1 protein-coding gene is annotated in these 318 nt (G+C 39.0%); it reads left to right on the plus strand.

The annotated features are described in order from the left end of the window. The coding region (locus ACTQZM_RS12125) for a transposase domain-containing protein (protein WP_441653909.1) at window positions 1–211 on the plus strand (211 nt) is incomplete at its 5' end. Between the last annotated feature and the right edge of the window lie 107 nt (window positions 212–318).

Below are 318 nucleotides of genomic sequence, written 5' to 3' on the forward strand. Positions count from 1 at the left end.
ACGTAAGAATTGGCTTTTCTCTCAAAGTTTTGAAGGAGCCAAATCTAGCGCGATCATCCTGTCACTTTTAGAAACTGCCAAACGAAATGGCTTAGACTCAGAGAAATATCTTACCTATCTTTTGGAGAAGTTGCCAAATGAAGAATCTTTCGCAAAAAAAGCAGCTCTAGAAGCTTATTTGCCATGGTCAGAAACTGTACAAGCAGAGTAAGCGCCCAATAACAAGGTGTATATCATTCCTCCAGTCCTCCAGTTATACTGTATTCAACAGAAGATTGGAGGATTTTTTATGATGAAACACCCAATTGTCCCTTTAGA

Source organism: Enterococcus cecorum, assembly GCF_052119425.1.
In the GTDB taxonomy this organism is placed as follows: domain Bacteria; phylum Bacillota; class Bacilli; order Lactobacillales; family Enterococcaceae; genus Enterococcus_E; species Enterococcus_E cecorum_C.